This is a genomic window from Vibrio inusitatus (genome assembly GCA_024346935.1).
Lineage (GTDB): Bacteria > Pseudomonadota > Gammaproteobacteria > Enterobacterales > Vibrionaceae > Vibrio > Vibrio inusitatus.
Genome location: AP024878.1, coordinates 1798620 through 1823536 on the forward strand (window position 1 = coordinate 1798620; position 24917 = coordinate 1823536).

Consider the following 24917-nt stretch of genomic DNA (forward strand, 5'->3'; position numbering starts at 1 on the left):
GCTATCTATAGAGATAAGATGTCGGTTGCATTCGTTCCGACGAATCTTATAACAATTAAAAGAAGGACCCCTTATGCCAATTCAAATTGGTATTATCGATAAAGACCCGATCAGACTGGTCACCCCTTTACTCGATGATAGAGCCTCAAGTCGTCACACGATCTTTATAGGCGATTCAACTCAAAAACCTATGTTCGATAAACTGAGCGTTGTACTTGGTATGCGCGGCATTAAGAGTGAGTTTTTTGAAATCCCCAACGTCTCCAACACTGCCATCATAAAAAAAGAAATCATCCAGTTAGCTGAGCGTCTCAAGCTCACCGGTGAAGAAATCAAACTTAATGCAAGCTGCGGACTTCGCCACCGTTTACTCTCAGTCTATGAAGTTGTGCGTAGTTATAAATGGCCTATTTTCGTCGTTGAGCCTAATACTGATAGTCTTAGTTGGTTATACCCTGACGACCTTCAAGACGCACAAGTGCAAGACCATATTACGATTGCCGATTATCTGACGATTTTTGGTGCTCATGCGGACTTCCCCGATCCCAATGACGCTATTCAAATTGACGATACGCTGCTTAAAATTTGTGAAAAGTGGGCAAGTAACGCTCTGGAACTTGGCCCTGGCCTTGCCACTCTCAATTTCTTGGCTACCACCTGCCGCAAGGAGCAAAAGCTCGATGTGTCATTGTCAGAGAAGCAGCAAGGTTACCGAGAGCTCAATATCCTGCTTCAAGATTTGGTTGACTCAGAATTGGCAGCATACAGCAACGGTGTATTGACCTTCCGTTCAGAGCAGGCAAGGCGTTTCTCAAATGGTGAGTGGTTGGAGTCATATGTTCATAGGCAGGTAAAGTCTGTACAACAAGAATTGACAACCATTCAAGACTGTTCTTTGAATGTTCAAGTCACGCGCAAGATTGGCGAAAAAGAAGTTCGCAATGAACTGGACGTCGCAACTGTTGTGAATAACAAACTGCATATCATTGAGTGTAAAACCAAAGGTATGCGTGATGATGGTGACGATACACTCTATAAGCTCGAATCCTTACGTGACCTACTTGGCGGACTGCAAGCTCGAGCGATGCTAGTCAGTTTCAGGCCGCTACGCTACAACGACATTACCCGTGCGATGGATCTTGGACTGGGTTTGATTGGCCCTGAAGAACTAAAAGATTTGAGAACCCATTTGCGAGAATGGTTAATCAAAGCAGGTGGAACAGACCTGATCTAATCTTCCTTAAAAGTAAAAGGCCTGATTAAATCAGGCCTTTTTTATCAGTCAAATCTCAGAACTAAGACTCTAATACACGCCGAGCAGCTTCGACTACGGTACGAATTGATAAGCCTTCAATCTCTTTCATCTTCGATTGATCAGGGATCTCTTGTTGCGTTCGATTGATAATAACCCCAGCAACACAGCCTGCTCGTAGCCCCGAACTTGCACACATAGTAAGTAAAGTTGCAGATTCCATCTCAAAGTTTAGAACCCCCATATCCTGCCATTCCTGCATTGAACCTTGGAATCGCTTAACAACGCGGCCACTAAAAGTATCATAGCGTTCCTGGCCTGGATAAAATGTATCACTCGATGCAGTTACGCCGGTATGCACAGTCGCTTTCTCGCTAAGTGCAGCTTCCTTCATCGCTAGAGCAATATTGAAATCGGCTACTGCAGGAAACTCCATTGGGGCGAAATGCAAACTAGCACCATCTAAACGCACAGACCCGGTGGTCACAATCATATCACCCACATTGACATGGGGTTGAATTGCACCCGTTGTTCCTACTCGCAAAAACGTATCTACGCCAAGTTGAGCCAACTCTTCTACCGCAATAGAGGTTGATGGCCCGCCAATACCCGTAGAGCACACAACCACTTTTTTACCTGCAAGGTCCGCTAGATAAACGGTGTATTCTCGATGACTGGCAAGAAACACTGGATTGTCCATACATTCAGCAATACGCTTAACACGATCCGGATCACCCGGAATAATAGCTAATGTTGCGCCCTGCAGATCATTCTTATTTACACCCAAGTGAAACACGTTTTGTTCAGTAGTCATCACAATACCCTTCTAATGTGGTCATTATTTAGCGACCACTCTAGACAATATAATCACGACCGATTGTGACTATGGTCACGATTATTAATTACCTTATTGGAGTGGTTTCAAGGTTAAACGGTTGCTATCACATTCTAGATTACGAAAAACAATATCCTAAAACTCAAAAAGCCTCGAACAATCGAGGCTTATCTGATTTCCACTAATAACGTCAAAAGCTAAATCGGATTTTTAAAGCACAAATCAATAGATGCCCCTACGGCTTTAAGAACATCGCTACGTGAAATAATACCGACCAATTTTCCACTATCAATCACTGGATACACTTTCGGTTTGCCTACTTGCATCATTGACGCTAAATCGATGATTGAGGTTTCAGGGGTCACTGATAGGACTTCTTTGTACATACAATCACTAACAATATGCGTGTCTTGGCAGTGGTAACTCACCTTTATCAACTTATCGAGCAAATCTTGCTCCGACAAGAATCCCACGACTTCTTCCTGTTCATTAATCACAGGGCCCCCGACATGCTCGGAGCGCAAAACTTTTTCCAGTGCTGCAGACAATGACATACCTGGGGTAAATGTAACTGCTTGATGGCTCATATAATCTTTAACTTTTAATGACTGCATTCTGGACTCCTTCCACACAACGTCACGCTACCTGTTAAGTGTCGACCAAATTTGAGAATTTACTAAATTGTTTTTACCTATTTCAGTAATAACTCATACCTTTCAGGAAATACGACAATCACTTAGCGTATAAGGTTTCACAGATCTCAGTGTTCACACAGGCGCAATCTGTTATTGTGCTAGTCTATTTCCTTAGGTTTTATATCATGTTGAATCACCTCTTTTCTTCCGTTAAGCAATGGTTTTCAGAACTCAGCGAATTTCAATCGAGAGTTTGGGTTGTTCACGTGAAGGAAAGCCGTTTTAAGGACGAGTCTTTTGTCATAAACGAGGATAACTTTACCCAAGACCTCGAATGGATGAAGCGCAGAGAGTACACAACAGAGATGCTTGAATCTGTTGATAAAATGAAGCCCTCACAAGTTCGCGTTTTTAAGCTCTCACATGCTGAGCATCAACTAATGAGAGTAAAATAACCACCCTCACACAATTGCTTTAATCTATTTAACAAACTCACTGTTTTTTAACGAGAAATAGTCTAATTTTAATGGAACACAAGGATTTGGTTTCATTATGACAATGACGTCTAAAAAACAGGAAATTTGCGTCGCTTTCTGCGCCATTGCTATCTCTTTTACCTGCGATGCTGAGTCAGGTACAGAAAGTCCCGAACTCACCGCCCCCGCATGGTTTGTTGAAATACCGTCCGTACCAAGCAAATTTGACTGGTTGCTAGTGAATAAAGGCGAGTTACTCGGCGGTGATATCATTGCAATGTACGATGAACGTGTTGAATTTGATAGTGATGAAGTGGGCGTTCATAAAGTTAAAATGAAAGATATCAAAGAGCTGCGTACCAAAGACATTATGCAGTTGCGCTTTCTTGATGGCTCTATTATTGAGGGACACATTGTCATTGATGAAGACAGTGTTTACCTGATGGAGCTCCCTTCAGTGACTTACCCTAGAGAAAACATTCTGTCTATTACGCCTTCTGAAAAAAGTGGCGAAAGCCTTTGGATCGGTGAAATAAGTGCTGGATTGAATTTTAAATCCGGTAACACGGAGAGTTTTGATTATTACGCCAATTTGGATCTTCGCTATCTCATTACTACGGGGCGCTTTACGGTTAGCTATCGAGGTGTTTATGAAGAAGTCCGAGAAACCGCGACGGGTAGCACTGTCACCACCGAGGACAATCACAGATTCACCGCCAAATACGACTACTTTTATTCACACAAGTTGTATTTCACTCTGCCAAGCTACGACTTAATTATTGATAAGTTTCGAAACATTCAACATCAAACCTCATTGGGTGTTGCCGTAGGTTATGAGGTTATCGACATAAAAGGCATGGACCTTGAAGTGTATGCTGGCCCAAGTGCTCAGCACACAGAGTTTGTTAACGTAGAGCCTGGTGAAGAGAACAAGGTTCTCTCCCCTGCACTGGCATTTGGTCTTGATTTTGAATACGACATCACCTCGGACATTGAGTACTTCTTAATCTACGATGCCAAGATTGTAAACGAGGAATCTGGACAGTTTATTCAACGCATTGAAACCGGTTTTGATATCGAATTAATTGATGATTTTGACTTAGAGCTTATTACGGTAATTGATAATACTGTTAATCCCATTGCTGATGAAGATGGTGTTCAACCTGAGTCCACCGATATTGTATTTACGGTGGGTATCGAATATGAATTTTGATCTAGCTATACACTCAGGTCATAAGTATATAAAATGTAAAGATATTTACTGACTAGCAACATAATAATTACCCAAAAATGGATGTCTGAGGTAACACATGAGCGATAACAAAGAAAATACACCTAAAACAGAAGCCTCTGAAAATGACTCACAACCTGCACAGCAAATAGAAGCAGAAAAGGACACTGCGGCTGAAAACGCTAACAGTCAAGATTCTCAATCTCAGCCTGATCCCGTAAAAAAAATCACCCGTAACGTATTCATTGTCGTTGCTCTCATATTTGTTTGGTATTTGGTCGCTGACAGACATACACCATGGACCGATGAGGCTCGAGTTCAAGCCTATGTGATCCCTATTATCCCTCAAGTTTCTGGCAAGATAATGAGCGTCAACGTAGTTCAAGATGGTGCAATTGAGCGCGGCGACGAATTGTTTCAAATTGATCCTGCTGACTATGAGTTGAATATTGAACTCGCAGAGTCCGAGCTCGAAATTGCAGGGCAAGAGATTGGCGCGGGTATGGCGAGTGTGGTGACGGCACAAGCCGGTCTCGTTGAAGCACAAACCAACCTTGAGCATGTCAATGTGCAAAGTGCGCGAGTATTCGAATTAGAACAAAGAAAACTCTACTCCAAATCTGATGGTGACAAAGCTCGCGCTGCCATAAAGCAAGCTAAAGCTCAGGTTCGCAGCGCTGAAGCGAACCTCGATAAAGCTAAGCAATCTTTAGGGCCTCAAGGAGAATCGAATCCGCGAATAAGAACAGCAATGGCAAAGCTAAAACAAGCTCAGCTAGACCTCAGTCGTACTACCGTTGTAGCGCCAACGTCAGGCGGGATAACAAACTTGCAAGTTGACGTAGGCTACTATGCAAACCTTGGGGCACCTGTGATGACATTTGTTGATGCCGATGATGTCTGGATTGAGGCTAACCTAAAAGAAAACAACCTTGCAAACCTAAAGGTTGGCGACCCCGTTGATATCTCACTCGATATTACTCCAGGAAAGATTTATAAAGGGAGCGTACGCAGCATAGGCTTTGCTGTAGCAAGTGGTTCAAATGATGCCGTAGGTGGTTTAGTGACGGTTAAATCCAGTACTGGTTGGTTACGAGAGCCTCAAAGATTCCCTGTTATCATCTCATTTGATGAGCCTATTGCTCCAGGACTTCGTCGCGTTGGTGGGCAAGCAGACGTGCAGTTCTATACCAGTGACAACTTTATTCTTAATGGCATTGCTAAGGCTTATATTCGTCTGTTGAGTTGGATCTCCTATGTCTACTAACAGACGCACCTACACACTTTACATAAAATCTGCACTGCAAGATGCCATGATGGTAAGACAGCTCAGATTTGGCGTTGGGGTCGCTATATCAGCGGCCATCGCTTATATCTTCAATTGGTCACTATCATTTTTATTCCCTATTTTTACCACCTTGCTTCTGTCGATGCCAGTGCCTCAAATGACGCCAAAACAATTGGCAAGAGGGTTACTAAACACTGTAAAGGGGTTCTGTTTTGGGTTAATTTTTTCATTAGCCTTATTAAAGTTCCCACCGATCTTTTTGATCTTGATGTTTGTTGCACTGTTTAATATTTACTATTACTTAAATCGAGGCGGATCATTTTGGTTGACATTAATGACCATGCTTTCCACTTTGATACTGCCAATGCTTTCCTATATGTCAGATGGACTGGCTATTGGTTTCTCATTGGGGTTTGTAGCGTCGGCGTGGGCAGCAATGATATTCGTCTATCTCATTTACTTCATACTGCCTGATACCGAAAAGATCACACTACCGTCACCACCGCCGTTTAAAAATGTCTATTCTCCAGTTGCCGCGCAACTTGCTCTTAAAAGTACTCTCGTTGCCTTTCCTATCGTGGCTTATTGCATAACCTTTGCGCGAGTTGATTTGCTGCTGACCATGATTTTTGCCGCTATGTTTACACTTAAACCTGAACTAAGTGCAGGCAAGGAAGCGGGAAGAAATTCCCTTATCTCTACCGTGCTAGGTGGACTAATTGCCTTTGTTTTTTATTGGGCGCTGGTAGCTATTCCGCTGTTCTCGTTCTTTATTATATTGATGTTTGGTATTGCTCTGTATGTGGGAGTGAATATCTACTCCAGTAACCCAAACGCCAAGTACTACGGCTCAGCAATGACCTGCATCATAGTGTTAATTAACGGTAATATGGGGGCTGACTCGGACTTTGTCAGTGCTTTAATTTCTCGGATTTTCTTTATTTCATTGGCAATTCTTTACATTGTTGTGGCACTTCGAGTACTCGATGCCTTTGTATTTAACAAAAACAAACCACTATAAACTAGAGCCAAACTAAAAAAGGGAAGCATTTCGCCTCCCTTCGTTTGATTATAGAGTGCCCATTACTTATATGGTGCTTCGACAATCACTTTCACTTTTTCACCCGCTTTAAGCGCCTCGGTTTCATCGACTGCATTCATTACCGCCAAGAACTCAGCTGAACCCTTACTGTGCGTTTCTTTAGATATCAAATCGATGGTCTCACCTTGGTTAGCTTCAATAACCTTGAGCTCTAATTGAGTAATAGATGCCAGTTCCTTATCCGTCATCGGGCGGAAAGTAGCCGCGCTATCATTCGCTGTCTTTTGCTTATTCTCAGTAGAAATAGTCACAATCTGATAGGTATCGATGCCCATATTCACCCACCCTCGGGTCATGTAACTGGTGCCTTTTTTGTCCTTGTTTGACAGCGTAATACTGTACAAAGAACTATCCCAATTGAGCTTCTTCTCATCAACGTCTAGCTCCATACCATAGCGACGTTTCAATTCGTTCTGGAAACGAAGTGCGTGCTCTTTTGCACTGAACTCATTTGACGCAATGCTTAATACGACAGCAGCATCTTGTTCTTTATCTATCGCTGCAACTGCAGTGGGTTGATTAACGGTTTGCCACTCTTCTGGAAAGTCGATCACAAACTTCATATCAGGTTGCAGGAATGTTTGCTCTCTAAATAATCCCTTGCCAGGATTTTGTCCCACCAAAAGTCCATCTATTTGAGCAATAAAATCTTTATGAATGGGTGCGAGCACTGCCACATTCAGGTTCTTAGCTTCTTCTGTCACATCCGAAACCCGATCAGGTGTGTATGGATGAGAATCAAAATAGCTTCTTTCTGATTCTTGCTTGGTTTTAATCTCCACCGACCTATTCAAGCGACTCAAGATGCTGTTCATTGCAAGAGGGTCATAACCCGCCTTAGCGGCAAGTTGAATGCCAAGCTTGTCTGCCTCACTCTCATGCCCGCGACTGTAGCCCGCCATAAGTAGGCTGTTACCGGTAGAAATTGGCGCATTAATGAGATTACCCAGATCTTCGTTGATCACTCCTCCAACGATATTGCCCGGCAACTCCACTAAGCCAGGCAACACACTCGATTGCATCTGCTGCACCGAGTGACGCTCAGTAACGTGAATAATTTCGTGAGCCATGACACAGGCTAGCTCATCTTCGTTGTTCACTAGGCTAAGCAAGCCACGTGAGACAAAGATGTATCCCCCAGGAAGCGCAAACGCATTGGGAATGGCATCATCAACAATTTTAAACTGGAATTCAAACTCAGGGTTTTCAATGTGGCTAACAAGACGAGCACCGACTTGTTGAACATAAGCTTCCATCTGGTTTTTATCATAAACGCCCATCTGCATTTCTACTGCAACAGCATTTTGTGCGCCAACCTGCTTGTCATAATCAGTGCTGACACTGCATGCAGCTAAACCAAGAGCGACAGCTGAAACTATGAATGTTCTGGCTACATTCTTCTCTACAAAAATATTCATATCTTCCTTGCTTACATTTTGTTTCATATCTCTTGATAATAACAAAACTTCATCATCAAGATAGCGGTTCAATACACTATTTCTAAATCCATGGCCGAAATATCATGATATTGCTGAAATTAACCACGCAGGTAACGAAAAAATTCAAACAAATCATAGACTCATGTTGACTGACACCGAGCAAATTCCTAGCCTAATAGAAACATCCAGTGAGAATTATCATGACTGACATCAATTCACCTATTTTTAATCCCGAGCTTTGGGAAACAGTACCCGGTTTTGACTTTGAAGATATTACCTATCACAGAAGTAAGGGCCAAGGCACAGTCCGCATTGCCTTTGACCGCCCCGATTGCCTGAATGCTTTTCGCCCAAGAACGGTAGACGAACTGTATACAGCTCTTGATCACGCAAGACAGTGGTCAGATATAGGCTGTGTTTTATTGACCGGTAACGGTCCTTCTAAAAAAGGACAATGGTCGTTCTCATCGGGCGGTGATCAACGTATTCGTGGCAAAGATGGCTATAAATATGAGGGGGATGGCGAGAATGTAGCGGACGTTGCTCGCATGGGTCGCCTGCATATCCTAGAGGTTCAGCGCTTAATACGCTTTATGCCCAAAGTAGTGATTGCAGTCGTTCCAGGATGGGCCGTGGGTGGAGGGCATAGTCTGCATGTGGTTTGTGACCTTACACTTGCCTCAAAAGAACACGCCGTCTTTAAGCAAACTGACCCAGATGTTGCTTCCTTTGACTCTGGTTATGGCTCAGCTTATCTCGCTAAAATGATTGGGCAAAAGCGCGCTCGAGAGATCTTCTTCTGTGGCTTTGATTACACGGCTAAAGAAGCCTATGACATGGGCATGGTAAACAAGGTTGTCGATCATATTGATCTTGAAACTGAAGCATTGCGCTGGGCTAGCGAAATCAACAGTAAGTCGCCAACCGCTATGCGTATGCTTAAATACGGTTTCAACCTGCCTGATGATGGCTTGGTTGGGCAACAGCTATTTGCTGGTGAAGCCACTCGCTTAGCCTACGGCACAGACGAAGCGCAAGAAGGTCGCGATGCGTTCTTAGAGAAACGCGCCAAAGATTTCACCAAGTTCCCTTGGCACTACTAGAGCCGGTTAATCTTTAGAGAAGATTAATTAAATTTAATCTTCTCTCCATCTTGGCTTTATCTCGGCACTTTATAGTAACTGCATATCGAGAGACAGGGAGTAAAAAGAAAGTGAAACACAAGAACAAGCGCGGACTATTAGTATGTGCAACGGCTTATGCGTTTTTATTTTCCATTACCCATGCTCTTGCTCATTATTTTCCAATCACGACTTAGCCGAGGAAACAAACATGAAACTACTTAAAACAGGACTCATTGCCAGCCTGCTTGCTGTTGTTCCATTTGTACACGCAGACGACCAACACGATGCAGCTCTAAGCCTAATGGCGATTAACTCTGGGTCAGCCAGCTTAGTTAATTTAGCTCCCGAGATTCGCAGTATATCTACTGGTGTTATTACCGAAGTTGAGCTTGATGATTACAAAGACACCCTATTTGCTTATGAATTTAAGGTGGTGGATTTAACTGAGGGCTACAAGCACAAAATGAGCTACTCTGTTCAAGATGGTGCGCTACTAGAACACCAATCAGAGAGCTTAACTACCTTTGGTTTCAGCGATTTAGACGACGATGAACGATATGCTATTGAGCAAGTACAGAAAGCCAACTTCGATATTTTGGCAAAGTTAACTGTACTTGAAGACAAATACTCCGCCAAGGCACTAGAGGTAGAACTTGACAGCAAAAAAGGCATCGTCTTTTACGAGGTTGAACTTGTCAGCACCGAACAAGGCAAGCAAAAGCTGTTGATTAATGTCGCAACGGGCGAAGAGATCCCTGTGATGAAGAATAAGAAACATAAATAAGGTTGAGTCTAAGTGAAAGTACTGGTGATCGAAGACGACAAAGATACCCGTGAGTATCTTTGTCAGTCACTCAAACAGCAAGGCTATGAGATAGACAGCGCAGATAATGGGCAAGACGGTTTGTTTCTCGCTTTAGAGGGAGACTATCAAGTGATCATACTCGACCGCATGCTGCCTTCCATTGATGGCCTCACTGTACTTTCAACATTGCGAGCAGCCAATACGGCGGCTCGTGTACTCATTTTGAGCGCACTAGACAGTGTCGATGAAAGAGTGAAAGGACTAAAACAAGGTGGGGATGATTATCTCACCAAGCCTTTTGCTTTAGCTGAGTTAATTGCTCGTGTTGAAATTTTGGCAAGCCGTGGATCAGCTTCAACCACACCTTCAATGCAAAGCCAACTTCGAAATGGCCATATTCAATTAGATCTCCTATCTCAAGAGGTCTACGTTGCATCGCAAAAAATCAATCTACAAGCAAAAGAATTTAAGTTACTGCGCTACTTAATAGAACATGCAGGTCAAGTAGTGACTCGTTCACTGCTGTTTGAAGCGGTTTGGGATTACAATTTTGACCCGCAAACCAATGTTATCGACGTGCATATTGCACGCCTTAGAAAAAAACTAGAGGTTGAGGGGCAACCTAATCTCATTGAAACGGTGCGCGGTGCTGGCTATCGGATGGTAAAAGCAACATGAGCAATCTGCTAACTCAAGGCAAGGCACTTTTGACCAGCACATGGCGTCGTCACTCTCTGTGGCGGCTGTCTTTGTCTGTAGCCGTAATGCTTTGGCTTGCCGTAGCAGTAGCACTTTTTACTATTTACCAATTGAGCATACAACCTCTGATACAGTCGCGTCAGCAAATCCTGCTACAGCACGCTCAGCATTTACAAAGCGCCAGTGAAACCAATGCCTCTAGTGCTCTTCCCGAGATTCTTGATGACACCCTTTACGACCCACAAGGTATTCTCACAGTACTGCGAAGCAACGCAGGGGAGATCTATGGCTCCCTTAATCAATTTCCAAGCACTTTGCCCTTGTGTCCCGAACTCAAGCCGTTTCCTGTAGTTCGTGGAAATAGCGCCAACCTTTCTTTATTAGAAGGCTGTCAGTTTGAAATGGACGGATATTCTGTCCTTGTTGCGACCGATAGCGAATACCTATGGCAAGTACGCGAAAACTTTGAAAACGCAGCTATCGTTGTACTGATTTGTACCTTTTTCATTGCTCTTATCCCAAGCTGGATAGTTCGCCGTAAGATGAAGTCACAATTATCGGGAATTCACTCTGTGGTTTCTCAGATAGAGCAAGGCCGTTTTGACAGCAGAATTCAAACTAATAATTCTCATGATGAGTGGGACAATATTGCTCACTACATCAATGCTATGCTAGATGAGATAGAGTCATCAATCACTCAGATACAAGGCGTAACGGACGCTATTGCTCACGATCTAAGAACGCCACTGACTCGCATTAAAAATCGAATTTCGATTCTAGAAAATGCAACTGAAAACACACAGCAAACTAATGATCAAATTGCCCAGATCCAACAAGATTTTGATGATCTGCTGCAAACCTTCAATGCCATGCTAGAGCTCAGTAAGCTTGAGAATATTGGTGATAAGACTCAATTTGTTGATTTAGACCTGTCGCGTATCATTCAAGATGCTGCTGAACTTGCCGAGGCACAACTAGAAGAAAAGCAACAAACACTGTCTATAGATGTTTCACCTGTGACTATGAGAGGTGAACCTTCTTTATTGTTTCGTTTGATCTATAACCTGTTGGACAATGCTTATAAGTACTGCCCTGAGCATGCCAAAGTAAAGATCCAACTATCGCAAAATACGCTAATTATTGAAGACAATGGTCCTGGTGTACCTAAGAATCAGCAACAGAAAATCATGCAACGGCTATATCGTGCCGATAAATCGCGAAACACACCCGGACATGGGCTAGGACTGGCGTTGGTTGCGGTTGTAGCAAAATTGCATGACATGAGTATTGATGTGGGGTTCAGTCAACTAGAGCAAGAAACGGGTTTTAAGATCACCTTACATCTCCCCAAACCAAAAGGCTGAGAAAAAGTCATACAAGCTTGATATACTGGCAGATGAACCAATGGTTCAATTTCTAACTTAGCGCGATAACTCTCCTTTTGCCGCTTATCGCGTACACCAAGCTGGACACCCATGACTCAACTATTTCGTAAAAAGCCTATTTTTCTTGCCTGTTTGATCATCAGTATTGGTCAGTTGAGTATGGGCCTCGTTTTTCCATCTCTTCCTTGGATTGCTAAAGACTTCTCCATTACTTTGGATCAGGCACAGCTACTAGTGGGTATTTACTTACTTGGATTTGGCCCTTCACAGTTCATCTACGGCCCTATTTCAGATGCACTAGGTAGAAAGAAAGTACTGCTATGTGGACTATTAATTGCCATGATGGGGCTTGGAGCGATCATCCTCTACTCGGATTCGTTCCAAGCTATGGTCTTAGGTCGTTTCCTGCAAGGTCTAGGCACTGGATGTTGCGCGGTTCTCGCTAGGGCCTCCACACGAGATAGCTATACCGGTTCTCAGCTTCCTACTGCGCTATCTTATATCGCGATGGTGGCTTCACTCACCCCACTAGTCGCTCCAGTTATAGGCGGCTTTATTAACCATTACTTTGGCTGGGGAATGGTCTTTATTTCTTTGCTTTGTTACGTTGCAGTCGCGTGGCTTGTGCTGATGATGAATTTCAAAGAAACCATGCTAGATAAGCGTAAACTCCCTACTGTCAGTACTATGCTGGGGCAGTATAAAGAGCTTCTCAACTCGCGCTATTTCATTAGCTTTTCAAGTATTTCATGGCTCAACTTTAGTTTGGTGGTCACCACAGTTTCACTAATGCCTTTCATCATGCAAGATGAGATTGGCATGACCTCAGATCAATACGCATTGTGGGCTTTGATTCCAACCGCGGGCATGTTGATTGGCACCACGTTAAGTAATCGATTACGCCCGACAATAGGTATTCATAAAACACTAAGGATCACTCCTTTCTTACAGATGATCGGAGCTATTTGGTTAATGTTCTGCCCAGTGGAACCATTGTGGTTGATGATTGGTCAACTATTCATGGTGCTGGGCAATGGTTTAGCACTACCATGTGCACAAGCAATGATCATGCAACCCTATGGACGTAAAGCCGGAGTGGCGGCTGCAATGTCTGGTGGCGGACAGATGATAATCTCTTCCGTTGTCAGTATGGGACTAATGGCGATAGGCTTGAGTCAAGCATGGCAACTGGGCTGTGTTATTGCTCTGTTTTCGATAATCACCTATGCCAACATCCACCGAGGCTTTAAGAGCGAAGTACCCAACGGTTAATGGTTAACAAAAGAGGCGCTAAAAGCGCCTCTTTGTATTGCACTCAATGCGCAGTAGTTATTTTACGTCAATCGAACGAATCACTTTACACGGATTACCCGCTGCAACTACGTTAGCCGGAATATCTTTCACGACCACACTTCCTGCACCAATAACCGTATTTTCGCCAATAGTCACACCTGGGCAAACAATCACCCCCCCCCCAAGCCATACGTTGTCACCAATCTTAATCGGCAATCCAAATTCGATTCCGACTTCAATGCGCTCGACCGGATCAACCGGGTGACCCGCAGTGTAAATTTGAACGTTAGGTGCAAACATAACGTTATCGCCGATCTCGACAGTATTAACATCTAGAATCACACAGTTGAAGTTAGCGTAGAAATTCTTGCCTAATTTGATGTTAGAACCATAGTCACAACGAAACGACGGCTCAATATACGCATTACCACTACCTGGAATCATATCCTCCATTGTGGCGCGCCAGTTTGGCGTTCCTGGCAGAGTCTCATTAAATTTTTTCACAGCCTTACGACAATGGGTTCTTTCTGCAAGCAGAACCTCATCCCATGCTTCATAAGGTTCTCCAGCCAGCATCTTTTCTTTTTCAGTTTTCATTACTACTACCGATGAAATAGTTCGGATCAGCAATATGCAAAAAGTAGGCTATGAATGCGAGACTAGAATGACAAAAAAACGAACAAGGTCACGCTCCGTCGTTATGAACTGTGAAGCTACAAATGTGGACATTCAAGAATAATAGGAAGGATGGCGAGCATGGATAAGGTATTTAAACAATTAGGATAAAGCAGCGCAAAAAAGGCAGCTAATGCTGCCTCTTACTATTGGTCTTTATTTGTTGAATAAACACCCTTTAAGTATTCATCCTTCTCTTGCCAAACAGTGTTTAACCACCGATGAAAGCCGCGTTTAAACACTTTGTCGTTAAAATAATCGCCGCGAAGATTCTCATCAATATCGTATACTCGAATATTGACTACTACCTTAGTTAAGCGTCCCTTCAATAGATCGTTAAATGGGTCTTCACGATTCTCAGGATAAGCAAGAGTAACGTCTACTACTCCATCGAGTAACTCATTCATAGCGTTGAGCGTAAAGGCTACTCCGCCAGTTTTCGGTTTCAATAAATGTTGATATGGTGTCTTCGCCGTCGCCATTTTTTCTTGGCTAGCACGCGTACCTTCAGCAAAACTGATCATAGTGGTAGGTACCCGTCGAAATTTCTCACAGGCCTTGTTAATTGCATCAAAATCATCGTTACGACGTTCAGGGTTGCGCACCAAAAACTCATGAGAGTGGCGACGCATAAACGGCATGTCCAGCCCCCAGCAAGCTAAACCAACAAAGGGAACGTATAAAAGACTGTGCTTAAGCAAGAACTTGCCCATAGGAATCTTATCTTTCATCACCGAGGATAAGACAACGATATCAGCCCAACTAAGATGATTAGAGATCAACAAATACCATTGCTCGGTGGAAAGATTTTCTCCGCCTTCGATCTGCCAATCAATCTTGTTATTTACGTTGAGTAGCCAGAGGTTAATTGTTGCCCACAACCACATCTGCTTGTTTGCCAGTTTGCTCATTGAGACTTTAACACCAGCGAATGGTAAGACGATTTTAATAATTGCCAGAATACTAACTACAAGTGAGGTGTAAGCAGTATTTAACATGACCAAGAAAATATTCATGATCATCTGAAGATTTTTAAGCATTTGCTGAGTCCGTAGCATGTGAAGGCGTCATCATATATCAGAATTAACTGCAGATTAATCTCAAAAGTACATTTTCTTTAATCAATACTAAACATCGCACATAAATAGGGGTAAAACAGAAACACCTCCGATCAGCTTTAGTTAGAATGGTGTGCCTGGGTCATTTCGGTAAATTCTTGAATATGTTCAAGCTTACTATCCGCTACACGTACCCCAGCATATAAGTGACGTCGTATTCCATCACCTAATGGCTTAGTCATAATAAGATCTTGATTTTCAAAGGTGCGCACTGCCCAATCAGGTAACGCCGCAACCCCAAAGCCACCTGAAACCATCTGCAATAATGTGGATGTATTATCTACCTTCTTCCACTTAAGTGGCTCACATTGCTGAGGCTTAAGGAATAGATTGTAAACGTCCATACGGCGCTTATCTACTGGATAAGTTAGCAACACTTCAGAGGCAAGGTCGGTAGGTTCAATAAACCGTTTACTATTCAACGGATGATCGTGGCTCATCACTAATTGCAAGTCATAACCGAACAGTGGCAGAAAATGGATATCGCCGCGAGTTTCTATATCAGAGGTAATCATAAGATCGATCTCGCCCGCTAACAACCGCTCTTGCGGGTGCTGATGAAACCCAGACTCAAGATCTACGTCCAATTCTGTATATTGGTTTTGGAAGCGCTTAATTGTCGGTAATAGCCACTGAAAACAGGAGTGACAATCAATGGCTAAAGTAAACCGTGTATTTTCTTGTGGCTGGCTCAACTTCTGTTCCGTCGCCAAGATCTGTGGCAAAACTTGATTTGCCAACTCAATAATAACCTGCCCTTGGGCCGTAAAACGTATCGGCTTTGTCTTGCGATAGAACAGTTGCCCGCCAACTCTTACCTCAAGCTCTTTAAGTTGATGGGAAATCGCTGACTGAGTAATGTGCAAATTTTCGGCGCAACTGGCAATAGAGCCAAATTTCGCGAGTCCCTGCATTGTCCTTAAATGTTTTAGCTCTAACATCATCCATCCTAACCATTTCTATCCTACTAACATACTCACCTAGTAATGGTGTGTAAACGTCTAGATGGCTAAAATCATCAGCAGCGGAATGAAAACGAGAATATTAAACTGTAAATAAACATGTGAGAGAGGAAGAGAGGCAAATATAGCAAGCAGAATCAAAAAAGGAGCTTTCGCTCCTTTGTATTAACAAAATTGATATTAACTCGTCGCCATCGAGTAGATAACGAGTGAACACCAACCTATTAGCAAAGCATAAAACGCAAGAAATTTAGGTAGGGTTCCTTCCTTACCTGTCGACTTAGAAAGACTTTGATTCTTACTATCATTCTTGAAGTTCTCTTTAATCACCATCATGGTACATCCTTTTTATCCGTAATAGCCTTAAACATTATAAGTTACAATACATTAACAATGATTCAATAACAGCGATGTAAGTCACCCTTAACGACTAAAATAAGTAACGCTTCATAGTTTCTAAAAAATCAGAAAAATATCATTTATAAGCCCAATCACTTGGGGCGATACTTATACGGAAATGTTATTAATAAAGGTGCAATATGAATCAGAAATCATAAGCTAGTAACCTTTTGTAGTTAATAGTGTTTTCTAGAAACACCTTCCCACAGTTTACAGAATATCGTTCCGAAGACTTGAATTACCACTTGCTTTCAACTATCCCTACCTCAGGATTGTATATATTTTAACCTTATGATGGGATTGGATTGTTCTCAATATAGGGGTTTAGTATCTGAGGACAAAGCAATGGACGCTTATCAAATTACAATGCGATGTTGGAAATTGTTGCTCAAAAAAAGTCATCACTTGAGGTTTATGTCTCTAAATTTTGCAGCAAATGCTTGTGGGCAGTCCCTAGTTGGGAATCAGCGATTATGTTGAAAAAAACAAAGTGCAAGTATCTTCGAAAAAGACAAAAAGGTGTCGCTTTAATTGAGTTTTCAATCGTTGCGACTCTGTTATTCGCGTTGCTCTTTACAATCGTAGATTTCGCTATGTTTGGTTATGTAAAATTAACTATGCAGCATGCTGTTCGAGAGGGTGCGAGATATGCCATCACTGGGCGCAGCGACCTAGACCCTGATGAAGATGAAGATGGGACTAAAGAGCGAGCAAAAGCCATCTTACAGAAAATAGATCAGTCATCGGATGGTCTACTTTCAAAAGTTGTTATCCAAGACGGCATAAAAGTCAGTTCAAACGGTACCTACATCAATGATGGAACTTTTGGAGCTTCAGGAGAGGCTATTGTATTAGAGGTTGCCTGCGAATGGCCGACAGTAAGTCCAATCATTTACCCTCTACTCACCGACGGTAAATACACGTTTACAGTTAAAACAGCAATGAAAAATGAGGCGTTTTAATAATGAAGCACTTCATCTCTCTAAAGAAAGACAATGGACTCGCCTCAGTCGAGATGACTGTGATTGTACCGATCCTTCTGATTATTATGATGGGTATTTTCGAATTAACTCAGGTTATTCAAGCGAATAACATCATCATTAGTATCAGTCGTGAAGGGGCGAACCTTATTTCACGCAACACGACTCAAACTCCAGAGCAGGTCATGGATACTGTGGCTTCCACAGCAGATCCACTGGATTTAAAAACCGATGGGATAATCTACGTCAATCTTGTTTATGGTCGTGCTGAAGGTGAGAATCCTCAGTTGCTTGAGCAGTATCGCTGGACCAATTTCGGCTACTCCGCTGACAGCAGCACTTGGAATGGATGCGATACTTGGGACTCAAATGGTGAATGTGACCTTCCCGAATCCGAACCCGAGCTAAATAACTTCCCACTGGATTTAGACGAAGGGGAAGCCGTTTACGTTGTCGAAGTGATCTATCGTTATTCCCCCATTTCTACATATATCTTTGATAGTGATTTCACCATCAAGGAACTAACTTATTTATAAGGGGGGTCTATATGGATATGACTCAAAAATTCCATCGCAACACGAAAGAGTCACAAGGACTAGCGGTGTTGCTTACGGTGATTGCGCTACCATTTCTGCTTATTATGGCAGGCTTAGCGATTGACTCGGGACGCGCATACAGTATGCAAGCCAAGCTTTTTTCCGCAGTTGATGCGGCCGCTATTGCGGCAGCAAGAGCAGTGGCACAGGGTGAGACTGCTGCAGAAGATGCAGCACAAAAATACTTTGATGTGAATCTCTCTGAAGCACTAAAAACGGCTAGCCCTATATTAGGAACTCCTGTCATTACCCAAGTTGATGATGGGTCAGGAGGAACCGGATATATCTCTATAAGTCTATCTGCGACTGCAAATATGCCAACCGCTTTTATTGGTCTATTGGGGTTTGATACCTGGGCCGTTGGTGCGCAAGCCGAAGCAATACGAAGACCTGTTGATATCGTTTTAATCGTTGATAACAGTGGTTCGCTCTCTGACGAAGCGGATACTGTGATCGCAAGATCCAAATCTTTCGTCTCCAACTTTAGTGAAAGCTTTGACAGAGTATCCATTGTCAAATACGCAAACGGGGCGGAAGTACCTGTACCTTTTAGCGACAGTCGTGGATTTACGCTAACGAATGGTAGCAATGGCGTCATAGATGAAATTGATAATTTCGACATTAGCAGTGGGCAATATACCAACACAGCAGAAGGTTTTTACAAAGGCTACTCGCAAATATCTAATGTCGATACACCTGCCGACTTACAAGTAATCGTATTTTTTACGGATGGAACGCCAACTGCAATGACTGCAGAAGTTGGCTATAGAACAGGTTCCGGTTCTAGTGCAACAGATGAGCTCGTTGAAGGGGTATTGCGTATCTCAGGGGGTAGTGGCGCTCACGGGCTTTGGGACCCCGATAAAGTATATGCACAACTAGATAATAGTGATGGTGATTACTATGAGGGTGGAAATATAGAAAGCAAAATAACCATGACTAGCACTTTAGGAAACAGCACAGGCCTAAATCACGGGAACGTTAATTTATTCGAGGTTGATGAGGTTACTCCAGTAAAAAGGTCTCTCACCAATTTTGATGGCCCAAGCGACGATAACAGTAGCATTTTGTGGGGGAATATTCAGCAGGCATCGCGAAACTTACCCGAACAGATGGCATCGACAGCTCGCTCAAATAATATATTTGTGTTCACCTTAGGTCTAGGGGATGCACTACAGGAAGAGTCAGGGAAGGATGATGATGAAAGAGGAGAATATTTGCTCTACCGAATGGCTAACGACCCAGCTATGCTGACGGCGACTTTTCCCGGTGAATCAGGAACACCATTAGCCGCTGACTTTGATCCAGACCAAAAGCAAGGTGTTTATTGCTTTGCTGAAACTGAAGATGATTTGGGTCCCTGTTTCGATAAAATGCTCGAGGTCATCATTCGATTGACTCTTTAACCCTTTCTATATCCCTCAAGCACCGAATCTGCAATTCGGTGCTTTTTCTTTATCTTGTTTTCATCGACTATTTTCTCTATTCAAAATCTGCATCTTAGTTCTATTTTTTCCATCTATAACTTAACACTCATTGTGTTGATAATGAGAACACATTTCATTAATAAACGGAGTTGTTATGTTTGCCAGTATGGCGATAGTCTCGAGGGAAGGTTTCGAGATGGTTCTCATCATTACCTTACTTTTAGCGGCAACAAATCAAATAAAGGGCGCAAGTAAATGGATACTCTTAGGGAGTATTGGAGGCGTCTGTTTCTCTGTCTTACTTGCGAGTGTAGCTCTGTTCAACCCTTTTATTGCTTCACTACTAAAAGCAAAACTTACAGGCGCCATCATCCTTATTCTTGCTTGTTTGCTTATCGCTTGGACTGTCATTTGGATGAAGTCTGAGGGTAAAAAGATAGGTCAAAGAATCTCTAATATTGATGTCTCCGACGCTACCTCACCTTTGTTTTCTCTTTCTTTGGTGGCATTTCTGACTGTAGTTCGAGAAGGCAGTGAGGTTGTGCTTTTTTTACTAGGGTTGGTAAGCCAATCGTCCGTCTCTGTTCACTCTATAGTGCTGGGGAGTGCATTTGGTGCACTTGAGGCTATTGTCATAGGTGTGTTGATGTACTTTGGCCTTATTCAGGTCAATATTGGGAAAGTATTTGATGTCTTTGCTGTGATCATGACCTTTTTATCAGCCGGTATGGCAGCAAATGCCGTATCAAAGCTATCTTCAATCGGTCTGGTTCCTTCACTCATTCCACAAGTTTGGAATACGACCCCCTACTTTGACCACCATAGCAATTGGCTAGCGTTGGTCATGCATGTAGTGTTTGGCTATACCGAGAAACCAAGCTTAATGCAGTTGATCGTCTACACCTCTACGCTGGTAATCATATTTTCTCTGAGCAAAAAAGTGAACAGCCAACTGCAGATGACAACCCAATCATCGTGATGAGAAAACGATATCACCATAATAAGACTCTGCATGTGTACCACTATTATCGGTATCAGTCATAATCGCTACCATATCAATGTAGCGATAGCTTTTTTGATTGGCTTTATCGCTTCCCTTGTCACCAAAGTAATCAATCAGATCTTGATAGATATTGCGTTTCTCGTCATACCATTGCTTAGAAATTGACTCGCTACCTCGGGCGGCGAGCATTTTTACGTTAGCGCCGGCGAAGGGGTTATCCCAAACCTTATCGCTTATAGGAGAACTCGACCAAACATAGCTTATTGATTTTGTGTTCCAAAATCTCATTCCACCATCGATTACGACGTAAACTCGCGCTGCAAAATCATCGCCTTGCTTGGTGGTTTCTTGAAGCTCAGGTAGAGACTGCTTTACCAGCCAAGACCAGTTCATATAGGGAGTATCAAGGAGGTCGATACGCTTGTTAAGGACAAGACCTGAAGCAGCATTATCACTGCGGGCATGAATTGCAGGTCTATTTTGATAATCAGTGACATTGTAACGAGTAGGCGTGGCAATATCTTTGGTTTTCCATGCCTCCATTCCGCCTTGAGCAATATCAGTAATGTTTAGCTGTGCAAGTGCAGTGGGGCTAATTAGCATGCTGCCGACGAATACAATTGCAAACAAGCTACTAATTTTCATTACTATTCCCAAGAGGCCATAGGTTATTTCCTTTTCATCGACTATATCGATGTTTAAGACTCGAGTCTATTGAACTTGCTCTACTGCGGTACTCGATACCCGCGCCTCTTTATACAGACGAAACATAGTAAACAGATTAAAGCCAATCAGGGTCATTTCTAATAGCGTTCCGCCAATTGAGCCAATGATGATATTGTTAGTCAACCAACAGCATGCCCCCAACAAGAATCCGATACGCATAGGAATCCCCTTGAGGACAAATACTGAATAAGTGCCGATAGCCGTTCCTAAGATTGGCCAAACATCCGCCCAACTATCAGCGAGTGTGTAACCAAGCAAACCTGAAGCGAAGATAAAGATAAACGCGACTAGCTTTGAAGAGGTAAAAAGCGCCGTCGTTGTTCTCATCGCAGAGAGCAAGGCACTTAGAGCTGACATCATTGACCCCAGCAGCAAATAGTGAAATAGGTGATTGATGTTGAATACCATCATCATGATCTTCAAACGCTTATCGTCTTTCTGATAAAACGTCGACACACCAATGGCGTAACTCACAAACCCTAATACTTGCCCCCAAAAATGAAGTTCTGACATCGACTCTCTTACCAACACTATAAATAAATCTAACTGCTCAATATTATACATTTTTAAAACGGCGTTTCATCAAGTTATTACTAATAGGTCACACAAAAATCACTGCAAATCCGTTCGGTTTCAAAATAATGAAAAGCATTTTTGAAATAACTGACTCAACCAATTTTTATCTGTATACTTTGCGAAAAATGCAGTAACAAAAAACAAGGACTAGGATGGAAAAATCCACTCAGCCTGAAGCCGTCTCATCGGTACTTAAGGTGTTCAATATTTTACAAGCTCTAGCTGAGCAAAAAGAGATTGGTGTATCTGAGCTTTCACAACGCTTAATGATGTCAAAAGCAACCACCTATCGATTCTTGCAAACGATGAAGATGCTTGGTTTTGTCTCCCAGGAAGGAGAGGCTGACAAATACGCACTGACGCTCAAGTTATTTGAACTTGGCGCGAAAGCTCTAGAGTACGTTGATTTGATTGATATTGCTGACAAAGAGATGCGTGAGATATCCAATCAAACCAACGAAACGGTTCACCTTGGTGCTCTGGATGAAGGCGCAATCATTTACCTTCATAAAATAGACTCTAGCTACAATCTGCGTATGCATTCTCGTGTCGGTCGACGTAACCCTCTTTACAGTACAGCCATAGGCAAGGTGTTATTAGCGGGTAAAAGTCATGAAGAAGCATTAGCTATTCTAGAAAATGTAGAGTTCATTAAGCATACCGACAAAACTCATGAAAATGCGCAACAGTTGATGAGTGAAGTGGAGCTTGTTGCTAAGCAACACTTTGGTGAAGATAACGAAGAACAAGAGCCAGGGTTACGCTGTTTTGCTGCGCCTATCTATGATCGTTTTGGCAATATTATTGCTTCGGTATCGGTGTCTTTCCCTACTATTCGTTTCGATATTAACCGCAAGCCTGAGTACGTGAAGATGTTGCAAAATGCAGGTAAGCGAATCTCAGAACAGCTGGGTTACCACGACTATCCACTTGCCTAGTGGTTCGCATCATCCCCGGTCTTATCGGGGATCTTCACCACTAAAAGATTGCCGATAAAAGACCTCGACAATGGCGTGTTGCAAGTGGTGTGCATAAAAAGCCTAACAGATCGCTGTAAAATACTACTGTGCCATCTTAATTATTCTTCTCAATTAAGATGGCTCTTATAGTCCTGAGATTGTAAAACGCTCCACGAGCTAAACCATTAGTCCATAAGTTGAGGAAGGGTTAGAGCCATACTTACAGATCTTCAAGTTGATTAAGATAGGTTTCTGCCTGCTGTAAAGTTTGCTGTTTTAGCTCATTATCCATTCGCTCCCACGAGCTGAAAATCATGCGTGTACGTGGATTCTTAGACAATTTATCTTTGTGCTTATTCATGAAGCGCCAATACAAACTGTTTAACGGACAACCTCGCTCCCCTACTTTGATTTTGACATCATAGTAGCAATCCTTACAGTGGTCACTCATCTTGTTAATGTAAGCGCCACTCGCAGCATATGGTTTGGTCGCTACGACCCCATCATCGGCAAACAGTGCCATTCCCCGAGTATTTGGCATCTCAACCCACTCAATAGCATCGACGTATATTCCTAAGTACCATTGGTCTACTTGGTCTGGGTCTATCTCCGTAAGCAGGCAAAAATTCCCAGTAACCATCAAACGTTGAATATGGTGTGCGTATGCATAATCTAAAGACTGGGTAATGCTGCTTCGAAGACAAGACAGTCGTGTTTCCCCCGTCCAAAAATAATCAGGCAAGGTACTATTTGCGCTCAAAGCATTCTTCTTCGAATAGTTTGGCATATTGCCCCAATACACTCCGCGAATATACTCACGCCACCCTAGTATTTGGCGTACAAAGCCTTCTACCTGAGCTATATCGATCTCTCCCCTAGATTGTGAGAACGCCTCTATCGAAGCATTAATGACCTCTGAGGGTGAGAGCAATTTACAATTGATAGAAAAAGAAAGGCGGCTGTGATAAAGACTCCAAGCATGATCTGTTTTTTCAGTCATTGCGTCTTGAAAACGTCCAAAGTTAGGTAGACACCTTTGACAAAAATAAGCCAGTAATTGCAGGCTTTGCTCTCGAGAAACTGGCCACAGCAATTCCCCTTGCAAATGCCCAATGGTCGCTACTCTGTGCCTTTCTAAACGCTGCACAATATCCCGAACATCTGTTGCAAACATCAAAGGCTCAGGTACCTGAACCACGTCTTTCGCGGTCAGTTTTTTACGGTTCTCTTTATCAAAATTCCACTGCCCTCCTGCCGGTTTCCCCTCTTCCATCAAAACATTAAAACGCTTACGCATACGGCGGTAGAAGTGCTCCATCAGTACATGCTTACCTTCAGGAAACTGATCAGCAATGTCATCAAAAGGTAGCAAGAAATGCTCGCTCTCCACCATCTTGCTAACGCAGTTGGGCAATCTTAGTGCAAGTAATTGCGAAAGAAGACGGTACTCGTCAGGTCTTTGAAATTCAAAACGAGACGCCTGCACCTCGTTGATGTGGTGAGTAAGTAGTTCACTGAATGTTAAGAAATCCATTGTGTCATCAAGTGTCAGGTACAAAACGTGATGACCTTTGTCGCGCAATGTTTTTGCAAAGACCGCCATTGCTGAAAAGAAAGCACAAGCCTTTTGAATATGGTGATGAACGTACGTCGCTTCTTGTTGATGCTCAGCAATCACATACAAAATATCGTCATCGATTTGCTCATACCAAGAGTGCTGGATATTCAATTGATCACCAAGTATCAGTCGCACGCAGCCATATTTCATCCATATTTCCTTATCTGATTATTTCCCTATCAAATTAGATACTCACATACGTCACTAATTGATCACAGTAAAAATAGCACCTCAACCCTTAGGTTTGCATGATTAAGTCCATCAATGACGATTTATAAAAGCGCTTATCCGCACTTAACCTATACACATCAGTT

General features: G+C 42.8%; 25 protein-coding genes. 15 read left to right on the forward strand and 10 right to left on the reverse strand.

The window, feature by feature from the left end; all coding sequences use genetic code 11:
* Positions 1–73 precede the first annotated feature (73 nt).
* Positions 74–1234: a Card1-like endonuclease domain-containing protein gene (locus tag OCU48_RS08285; protein WP_141344131.1), complete on the forward strand. Its 1161-nt coding sequence runs from the start codon at positions 74–76 to the stop codon at positions 1232–1234.
* A 61-nt stretch (positions 1235–1295) separates the two neighbouring features.
* On the opposite strand, the gene udp is transcribed toward OCU48_RS08285, so the two are convergent.
* Together udp and OCU48_RS08295 are read right to left on the reverse strand one after the other, a co-directional pair.
* Positions 1296–2066 carry a uridine phosphorylase gene (udp, locus tag OCU48_RS08290; protein ID WP_141268497.1) on the reverse strand — a complete coding sequence of 257 codons (771 nt, stop codon included), beginning with the start codon at positions 2064–2066 and terminating at the stop codon, positions 1296–1298.
* Positions 2067–2284: 218 nt separating this feature from the next.
* Positions 2285–2701 carry a CBS domain-containing protein gene (locus tag OCU48_RS08295; RefSeq protein WP_141344132.1) on the reverse strand — a complete coding sequence of 139 codons (417 nt, stop codon included), beginning with the start codon at positions 2699–2701 and terminating at the stop codon, positions 2285–2287.
* A gap of 206 nt (positions 2702–2907) precedes the next feature.
* On the opposite strand from OCU48_RS08295, the gene OCU48_RS08300 reads away from it, so the two are divergent.
* The 4 genes from OCU48_RS08300 (at position 2908) to OCU48_RS08315 (ending at position 6738) form a co-directional block, all read left to right on the forward strand.
* Complete coding sequence (locus OCU48_RS08300; RefSeq protein ID WP_141344133.1) at positions 2908–3177, forward strand: hypothetical protein; 270 nt, start codon at positions 2908–2910, stop codon at positions 3175–3177.
* 97 nt (positions 3178–3274) lie between these two features.
* Positions 3275–4411, forward strand: a complete 1137-nt coding sequence (locus OCU48_RS08305) for a DUF481 domain-containing protein (protein WP_141344134.1) — start codon at positions 3275–3277, stop codon at positions 4409–4411.
* Between the two features lie 97 nt (positions 4412–4508).
* A complete protein-coding gene (locus tag OCU48_RS08310; protein WP_141344135.1) occupies positions 4509–5696 on the forward strand; it encodes an HlyD family secretion protein in 1188 nt (395 codons plus the stop codon).
* A complete protein-coding gene (locus tag OCU48_RS08315; protein WP_141344136.1) occupies positions 5686–6738 on the forward strand; it encodes a DUF2955 domain-containing protein in 1053 nt (350 codons plus the stop codon). Before OCU48_RS08310 ends, OCU48_RS08315 begins: the two co-directional genes overlap by 11 nt.
* A gap of 62 nt (positions 6739–6800) precedes the next feature.
* Here OCU48_RS08315 and OCU48_RS08320 read toward each other — a convergent pair whose 3' ends face one another.
* The gene (locus tag OCU48_RS08320) at positions 6801–8237 is read right to left on the reverse strand and encodes a M48 family metalloprotease (RefSeq protein ID WP_244312226.1); all 1437 of its coding nucleotides are present in this window, start codon (positions 8235–8237) and stop codon (positions 6801–6803) included.
* Positions 8238–8458: 221 nt separating this feature from the next.
* Between OCU48_RS08320 and OCU48_RS08325 the strand changes: the two genes are divergently transcribed.
* From OCU48_RS08325 to OCU48_RS08345, 5 genes are all read left to right on the forward strand, one after another.
* On the forward strand, positions 8459–9361 hold the full coding sequence (locus tag OCU48_RS08325; RefSeq protein WP_141344138.1) for a 1,4-dihydroxy-2-naphthoyl-CoA synthase: 903 nt from the start codon (positions 8459–8461) through the stop codon (positions 9359–9361).
* A gap of 229 nt (positions 9362–9590) precedes the next feature.
* On the forward strand, positions 9591–10166 hold the full coding sequence (locus OCU48_RS08330; protein ID WP_141344139.1) for a PepSY domain-containing protein: 576 nt from the start codon (positions 9591–9593) through the stop codon (positions 10164–10166).
* 12 nt (positions 10167–10178) lie between these two features.
* Positions 10179–10865 (forward strand): response regulator transcription factor, encoded by a 687-nt coding sequence (locus tag OCU48_RS08335; RefSeq protein ID WP_141344140.1) that lies wholly within the window; start codon positions 10179–10181, stop codon positions 10863–10865.
* Positions 10862–12250 carry a sensor histidine kinase gene (locus OCU48_RS08340; RefSeq protein WP_141344141.1) on the forward strand — a complete coding sequence of 463 codons (1389 nt, stop codon included), beginning with the start codon at positions 10862–10864 and terminating at the stop codon, positions 12248–12250. Before OCU48_RS08335 ends, OCU48_RS08340 begins: the two co-directional genes overlap by 4 nt.
* A 111-nt stretch (positions 12251–12361) precedes the next feature.
* Positions 12362–13543, forward strand: coding sequence for a multidrug effflux MFS transporter (locus OCU48_RS08345; RefSeq protein ID WP_141344142.1), 1182 nt, complete (start codon positions 12362–12364; stop codon positions 13541–13543).
* Positions 13544–13600: 57 nt separating this feature from the next.
* Here the strand turns inward: OCU48_RS08345 and OCU48_RS08350 are convergent, their stop codons facing one another.
* From OCU48_RS08350 to OCU48_RS08365, 4 genes are all read right to left on the reverse strand, one after another.
* The gene (locus tag OCU48_RS08350; protein WP_141344143.1) at positions 13601–14161 is read right to left on the reverse strand and encodes a sugar O-acetyltransferase; all 561 of its coding nucleotides are present in this window, start codon (positions 14159–14161) and stop codon (positions 13601–13603) included.
* Positions 14162–14385: 224 nt separating this feature from the next.
* Positions 14386–15279 (reverse strand): acyltransferase, encoded by an 894-nt coding sequence (locus OCU48_RS08355; RefSeq protein WP_141344144.1) that lies wholly within the window; start codon positions 15277–15279, stop codon positions 14386–14388.
* Between the two features lie 137 nt (positions 15280–15416).
* The gene (locus OCU48_RS08360; protein WP_141344145.1) at positions 15417–16298 is read right to left on the reverse strand and encodes a LysR substrate-binding domain-containing protein; all 882 of its coding nucleotides are present in this window, start codon (positions 16296–16298) and stop codon (positions 15417–15419) included.
* Between the two features lie 201 nt (positions 16299–16499).
* On the reverse strand, positions 16500–16655 hold the full coding sequence (locus tag OCU48_RS08365) for a hypothetical protein (RefSeq protein WP_167496150.1): 156 nt from the start codon (positions 16653–16655) through the stop codon (positions 16500–16502).
* A 536-nt stretch (positions 16656–17191) separates the two neighbouring features.
* Here OCU48_RS08365 and OCU48_RS08370 point away from each other — a divergent pair.
* From OCU48_RS08370 to OCU48_RS08385, 4 genes are all read left to right on the forward strand, one after another.
* Complete coding sequence (locus tag OCU48_RS08370; RefSeq protein ID WP_141344146.1) at positions 17192–17680, forward strand: TadE/TadG family type IV pilus assembly protein; 489 nt, start codon at positions 17192–17194, stop codon at positions 17678–17680.
* 2 nt (positions 17681–17682) lie between these two features.
* Positions 17683–18234, forward strand: coding sequence for a TadE/TadG family type IV pilus assembly protein (locus OCU48_RS08375; protein WP_141344147.1), 552 nt, complete (start codon positions 17683–17685; stop codon positions 18232–18234).
* A gap of 11 nt (positions 18235–18245) precedes the next feature.
* The gene (locus OCU48_RS08380) at positions 18246–19700 is read left to right on the forward strand and encodes a vWA domain-containing protein (protein WP_141344148.1); all 1455 of its coding nucleotides are present in this window, start codon (positions 18246–18248) and stop codon (positions 19698–19700) included.
* Between the two features lie 175 nt (positions 19701–19875).
* The gene (locus tag OCU48_RS08385) at positions 19876–20700 is read left to right on the forward strand and encodes an FTR1 family iron permease (RefSeq protein ID WP_141344149.1); all 825 of its coding nucleotides are present in this window, start codon (positions 19876–19878) and stop codon (positions 20698–20700) included.
* Here the strand turns inward: OCU48_RS08385 and OCU48_RS08390 are convergent.
* Together OCU48_RS08390 and OCU48_RS08395 are read right to left on the reverse strand one after the other, a co-directional pair.
* The gene (locus OCU48_RS08390; RefSeq protein ID WP_141344150.1) at positions 20692–21369 is read right to left on the reverse strand and encodes a DUF3047 domain-containing protein; all 678 of its coding nucleotides are present in this window, start codon (positions 21367–21369) and stop codon (positions 20692–20694) included. The two genes, OCU48_RS08385 and OCU48_RS08390, sit on opposite strands and share 9 nt — an antisense overlap.
* 66 nt (positions 21370–21435) lie before the next feature.
* Entirely contained in the window at positions 21436–21963 is a 528-nt protein-coding gene (locus OCU48_RS08395) for a YgjV family protein (protein WP_141344151.1), read from the reverse strand.
* A gap of 215 nt (positions 21964–22178) precedes the next feature.
* Here OCU48_RS08395 and kdgR point away from each other — a divergent pair, with 215 nt between their 5' ends.
* Entirely contained in the window at positions 22179–22964 is a 786-nt protein-coding gene (kdgR, locus tag OCU48_RS08400) for a DNA-binding transcriptional regulator KdgR (protein ID WP_141344152.1), read from the forward strand.
* 241 nt (positions 22965–23205) lie between these two features.
* Here kdgR and OCU48_RS08405 read toward each other — a convergent pair whose 3' ends face one another.
* Positions 23206–24753 (reverse strand): cryptochrome/photolyase family protein, encoded by a 1548-nt coding sequence (locus OCU48_RS08405; RefSeq protein ID WP_141344153.1) that lies wholly within the window; start codon positions 24751–24753, stop codon positions 23206–23208.
* Positions 24754–24917: the final 164 nt, after the last annotated feature.